This window comes from Cellulomonas sp. NPDC057328 (assembly GCF_042667215.1).
In the GTDB taxonomy this organism is placed as follows: Bacteria; Actinomycetota; Actinomycetes; order Actinomycetales; family Cellulomonadaceae; genus Cellulomonas.
On record NZ_JBHUZW010000179.1, the window covers coordinates 1 to 5342 of the forward strand.

5 protein-coding genes are annotated in these 5342 nt (G+C 74.6%); 1 reads left to right on the forward strand and 4 read right to left on the reverse strand.

Annotation, left to right across the window (positions count from 1 at the left end; genetic code table 11):
- Window positions 1–44: 44 nt before the first annotated feature.
- The 3 genes from ACFUMH_RS18525 to fdxA form a co-directional block, all read right to left on the reverse strand.
- Window positions 45–1355, reverse strand: a complete 1311-nt coding sequence (locus tag ACFUMH_RS18525) for a citrate synthase (RefSeq protein ID WP_378208988.1) — start codon at window positions 1353–1355, stop codon at window positions 45–47.
- Between the two features lie 203 nt (window positions 1356–1558).
- Window positions 1559–2707 (reverse strand): succinyldiaminopimelate transaminase, encoded by a 1149-nt coding sequence (gene dapC / locus ACFUMH_RS18530; RefSeq protein ID WP_378208991.1) that lies wholly within the window; start codon window positions 2705–2707, stop codon window positions 1559–1561.
- Between the two features lie 41 nt (window positions 2708–2748).
- Complete coding sequence (gene fdxA / locus ACFUMH_RS18535) at window positions 2749–3075, reverse strand: ferredoxin (protein WP_378208993.1); 327 nt, start codon at window positions 3073–3075, stop codon at window positions 2749–2751.
- Window positions 3076–3178: 103 nt separating this feature from the next.
- On the opposite strand from fdxA, the gene ACFUMH_RS18540 reads away from it, so the two are divergent.
- Window positions 3179–3466, forward strand: a complete 288-nt coding sequence (locus ACFUMH_RS18540) for a hypothetical protein (RefSeq protein ID WP_378208995.1) — start codon at window positions 3179–3181, stop codon at window positions 3464–3466.
- A 63-nt stretch (window positions 3467–3529) separates the two neighbouring features.
- On the opposite strand, the gene ACFUMH_RS18545 is transcribed toward ACFUMH_RS18540, so the two are convergent.
- Window positions 3530–5342, reverse strand: a 1813-nt coding sequence (locus ACFUMH_RS18545; RefSeq protein ID WP_378208997.1) for a VanW family protein, incomplete at its 5' end; no start/stop codon positions are given.

Consider the following 5342-nt stretch of genomic DNA (forward strand, 5'->3'; position numbering starts at 1 on the left):
GGCGGCACCGGCTCCGGCGCGTGGTCGGCCGGCGGCCGACCGGGTCAGCGGTCCTCGACCGCCACGTACGGACGCTCGGTCGCGCCCGTGTAGACCTGGCGCGGGCGGCCGATCTTCGTCTGCGGGTCGTTCATCATCTCGCGCCACTGCGCGATCCAGCCGGGCATGCGCCCGAGCGCGAACAGCGGCGTGAACATGCGCGGCGAGAAGCCCATCGCCTTGTAGATCAGGCCGGTGTAGAAGTCGACGTTCGGGTACAGCTTGCGCGACACGAAGTAGTCGTCGTGCAGCGCGATCTCCTCGAGCCGCATGGCGATGTCGAGCTGCTCGTCGTTGCTGCCGAGCGCCTGCAGCACCTCGTGCGCGCTCTGCTTCACGATCGCCGCGCGCGGGTCGTAGTTCTTGTAGACCCGGTGGCCGAAGCCCATGAGGCGGACGCCGTCCTCCTTGTCCTTCACGCGGCGCATGAAGTCCGTGGCGTCACCGCCGTTCGCCTGGATCTCGTCGAGCATCGCCAGGACGGCCTCGTTGGCGCCGCCGTGCAGCGGGCCGGACAGCGCGTTGATGCCCGCCGCGACCGACGCGTAGATGTTCGCGTGGCTCGAGCCGACGATCCGCACGGTCGACGTGGAGCAGTTCTGCTCGTGGTCGGCGTGCAGGATGAGCAGCTTGTCGAGCGCGTTGACGACGACCGGGTCCGGGTCCCACTGCTGGTACGGGACGGCGAACGTCATGCGCAGGAAGTCCTCGACGTACCCGCGCGAGTAGTCGGGGTAGAGCAGCGGCTCGCCCTTGGAGGTGCGGTGCACGTACGACGTGATCGTGCGCGTCTTCGCCAGGATGAGCACCGTGGCCAGCTCGACCGTCTCGGGGTCGAACGGGTCGAGCGACTCCGGGTAGAACGTCGACAGCGCGTTGAGCGCCGACGCCATGACGGCCATCGGGTGCGCGGCGCGCGGGAACGAGCCGAGGAACGTGCGGAAGTCCTCGTGCACGAGCGTATGCCGGTTGACGCGCTCCTCGAACGCCGCCAGCGTCGGCGCGTCCGGCAGCTCGCCGTGGATGAGCAGGTACGCGACCTCGAGGAACGAGGACCTCTCGGCGAGCTGCTCGATGGGGTACCCGCGGTAGCGCAGGATCCCGGCGTCGCCGTCGATGTAGGTGATCCGCGACTCGCACGCGGCGGTGTTCATGAATCCGGGGTCGACGGTGACCATCCCGGTGTCGCGCAGCAGCGACGACACGACGATGCCGTCGTTGCCCTCGGTGGCCGGCACGACGGGGAGGTCGCGCGCCTGACCGTCCACGACCAGCTGCACGGGAGCCTGGACCGGGGCGGTGACGGTGTCCGACATGGTGTTCCTTCCTACGCCGACCAACGGCAGCGGCCTCGGCGGGCGCCGGGCTCCTCGACGACCGACGCGAGGCGTGACCCCCGTCGGCCCGCTGCGACGGTACCCGCGCCACGGGGATCTTGACGAATGAGCGACCCCACCTTGGGTCGCGTGTGAGGTTCCTCACAGGGGAGATCACTGTACGGCGCGGCACGGCGCCGCGCCTACGCCCCCTGGAGACGCGCGGCGGCCTCGGCCACGTGCTCGTCGGAGGCGGTCAGCGCGACGCGCACGTGCCCGGCCGCGGCCGCGCCGTAGAACGCGCCCGGCGCGACGAGCAGACCCAGGCCGGCCAGGTCCTCGACGGTGCGCCACGCGTCCTGCCGCGGGCCGTCCGGGCGCACCCACAGGTACAGGCCCGCGTGCGAGTGGTCGACCACGTAGCCGGCGGCCTCGAACCCCGCCCGCAGGACGCGACGGCGCCGCCGGTACCGCTCGCGCTGCTCGGCGACGTGCGCGTCGTCGCCCAGCGCGGCCGTCATCGCGGCCTGCACGGGCGCGGGCACGATCATCCCGGCGTGCTTGCGGGTCTCGAGCAGGCGCGCGACGAGCTCCGGGTCGCCGGCGAGGAACGCCGCCCGGTAGCCCGCGAGGTTCGACTGCTTGGACAGCGAGTACGCCACGAGCAGCCCCGCGAGGTCGCCGCCGGTCACCCGGGGGTCGAGCACGCTCGGCACGCCGGACGACGCCCACGGCTCGTCCCAGGCCAGCTCGGCGTAGCACTCGTCGGACGCCACGACGACCGGGCGGCCCGTGCGGCGGCCCGCCGCGCGCGCCGCGTCGACGACCGCGCGCAGCTCGTCGACGCCGAGCACCGCGCCGTGCGGGTTCGCGGGCGAGTTGAGCCAGACGAGCCGCACGTCGTCCCGCCGGGCGAGCTCCGCCGCCGGGTCGTCCGTCGGCACGGGCGTCGCCCCCGCGAGCCGCGCACCGACGTCGTACGTCGGGTACGCGGTCGCCGGGTGCAGCACCGCGTCGCCGGGTCCGACCCCGAGCAGCGCGGGCAGCAGCGCGACGAGCTCCTTCGAGCCGACGGTCGGCAGGACCGCCGCCGGGTCGAGGCCCGGCACGCCGCGGCGCCGCGCGAACCAGTCGACGACCGCCGCGCGCAGCGCCGGCGTGCCGTGCGTCGTCGGGTACCCCGGCGCGTCGGCCGCCGCCGCCAGCGCCTCGCGCACGAGCGCGGGCGTCGGGTCGACGGGCGTGCCGACCGACAGGTCGACGATGCCGCCGGGGTGCCGGCGCGCGAGGTCCGCGAACGGCGTCAGCGTGTCCCACGGGAAGTCCGGCAGGTTACCGGTGCGCAGTCCCACGGGTCAGCCCCGCCGCGCGGGCGCGGACGGGCGGGCCGGCGTCACTCGCCCTGGATGCGCAGCGGGAGCGTGGCGATGATGGGGTGGTCGTGCTCGATCTGCCCCATCTTCGCGGCGCCGCCGGGCGAGCCGACCTCGTCGAAGAAGTGCACGTTGGCCTCGTAGTACTGGCTCCACTGCTCGGGGACGTCGTCCTCGTAGTAGATGGCCTCGACGGGGCACACCGGCTCGCAGGCGCCGCAGTCGACGCACTCGTCCGGCTGGATGTAGAGGGAGCGCTTGCCCTCGTAGATGCAGTCGACCGGACACTCCTCGATGCACGCCTTGTCCTTGACGTCCACGCAGGGTTCGGCGATCACATACGTCACGGGGGGTCCTCCACGGGTGCAGCGGTCGACCTAGTATCCCCCACGTGGCAGCGACGACGACCCGACGTCCACCGTCCGACACGCCACACGCCCGGCGGCGGCCGTGAGCGACCCCGTGGCGCCGCCCTGGCGCGCCTGGTCACCGGGTGTGCGCGTGGTCGTGCGGCGGCGGCGCGACGACCTGCCCGCCGGCGCCCCGGGCGACGAGCCGCCCTACACGGACGTGCTCGGGGACGTCGTCGCGGTCGACGACGACGGGCTGACCGTCCGCACCCGGCGCGGCGACGTGCGCGTGCCCGCCGGTGACGTGCTGCTCGGCAAGACCGTGCCGCCCGCACCCGTCCGCCGGCGCCCGCGCGCGCCCGGCGACGCCGCGACGGACCGCGGCTGACGCACCGACGCCCGCCCCCGGGCGGGGACGGGCGTCGGTCGGCGCGTGCGGCGGGCCGGTGCGTCAGGGCGTCGGGGCCGCCGGGGCCGACCCGCAGACGACCCGGTTCTGCGGCTTGTAGCGCCACGAGTCGGACTCGGTGTCGACCAGCTCGCCGTTCAGGTACACGCGCCGGGTGTTCGTCACGCTGAAGCCGGGGTTGCCGGCGCTCTGCGGCTCGCACGTCGGCGACTGGGAGTACACGGTGGTGGGCGGCACGATGCCGGAGCGGCCGCTCTTCTCCGTCTCGACCGTGAAGTGCTTGGTCCCCCAGATGCGCACGTGCGCGCGCCCGTCGGCGACCCAGCCCTGCACCAGCGCGCCGTAGGGGGTGGTGTTCTTCCACTGCATGTCGATCGAGCCGGTGAAGATCGTCGCCTCGCGGCCCTCCGGGTAGCGCTGGAACCACTCGCTGTGCGGCGTGTGGTCCACGTCCTCGAAGCCGGCGAAGTACGCCGCGTTGAACACCGTGGTCGACACCTGCGACAGCCCGCCGCCCCACGCGTCCTTGTGCTCGCCGTTGACGATCGCGCCCGCCTGCACGAAGCCGTGCGCGGCGTCGACCGGCCCGAGCGCCTCGGTGAGGCTGAACGTCTCGCCGGGCCGCACGAGCGTCCCGGTGATGTTCGTCAGCCCCGCGGAGATGTTCTGGGTGCGCCGCGGCTCGCTCGTCAGCGGCGTCGAGAACTCCGAGACGACCTCCTTGACGCCCAGCGCCTCCAGCGCCGCCGTCGTCTCGGCAGGGTCGGACGCGACGAGCTCGACGGGCGCGAGCCGCTGCTCGGCCGTCACGGACGCCGCGACCGACGACGCGAGCGCCGCCGGGTCCAGGCTCGTGCCGGGCGTGCCGGGGACGATGACCGGGGCGCCGTCCTGGAACTCGAACCGCGCGTCCGACGCCGCCGTCACCACGTCCGGGACCTGGGCGAGCACGGACGCCGCCAGGGCCTCGCCGTCGAGCTGCAGCTCGAGCGAGCCCCCGACCGGGACCATGCTCGCGTTCGCCGTCAGGGTCGGGACGTCGAGCACGGCCTGCCGCTCGGCGACCTGCACCGTGATCGGCGCCGCCGCGAGCGGCTGCGCGACGTCCCGCAGCGCCTGCTCGGTCTCCTCCTGCGTGATCTCCGGCTCGACGGGCGTCGTCGGCAGCGCCAGCGGGCGCTCCCCCACGAGCCACTCGTCCTGGACCGCGGTCGCCGCCGCGTCGAGGTCGAGCGCCCAGCCGTCGGCGGCGTCCGTGGCGTGCGCCGCGCCGTCCGCGAAGACCACGGCGCCGTCGACGGGCGCGAGGCGGACCGTCTCGGAGAGCGACGCCAGCGAGTCCGCGAGGGCGTCGTCGTCGACCTGCGTGACCGGCGGCTGCGCGTCGACGCCCACCAGCTGGCGCCACACGCGCACCGGCTCGGCGAGGTCGACGCCGGTCAGGCGCGCGACCGTCGCGTCCGCGTCGAACACGAGGCCGGCGGCGGCCGGGTCGAGCTCCGCCTGCGCGTCCTGCGCCACGAGCGGGATCGGCTGCGTCGTGCGGTCGGCGAGCCCGGTGGACAGCGCGTCGCGCGCCTCGTCCGCCGTCATGCCGCCGATCTCGACGCCCGCCACGGTCGCGCCGCGCGGCACGCGGTCGCCCAGCGCGTAGGACGCGCCGACGTACGCACCGCCGAGCAGCACCACGACGCCGCCGACGACGGCCAGCGTCCGCGGCCAGCGCCGACGCCCGTCCTCCGGCTGGAACTCGTCCAGCGGGGACGGGTCGCGCTCCGGCTCGGGGGTCGCGGGGACCGGTCCGCCGGGTGCGCGGCGCGTCTCCGACGCCCCCGCGTCCGTCGACGGCCACGCG